The 247-nt window shown below is 27.9% G+C and carries 1 protein-coding gene; it reads right to left on the bottom strand.

Annotated elements, in window-relative coordinates; genetic code table 11:
- A partial coding sequence (locus H3V04_RS09895) for a hypothetical protein (RefSeq protein ID WP_198188522.1) occupies positions 1-247 on the bottom strand: 247 nt, incomplete at both ends.

Genomic DNA, 247 nt, shown 5'->3' on the forward strand with positions numbered 1-247 from the left:
TATATTTTGACAGATATCTATTAATTACTGATAAGGCATTATCTATATTTTCTTTTGCAATGAGATCCGCATGTATAGAAAGTGTTTCAATTATTGCAGAACTTTCCTCATCTAGGCAACCAAGTGACTGTAAAGTGGTAAGCTTTATTTTTGCTTCATCAATTTTATAATCCCTTAAATCATTGAGAATTTGTGTGACATTTTTTTGGATACTTTTAGGAGCAATTTCTTGATAAATATTTAAATT

It is taken from the genome of Bifidobacterium sp. M0353 (assembly GCF_016100645.1).
GTDB classification, from domain to species: domain Bacteria; phylum Actinomycetota; class Actinomycetes; order Actinomycetales; family Bifidobacteriaceae; genus Bombiscardovia; species Bombiscardovia choladohabitans.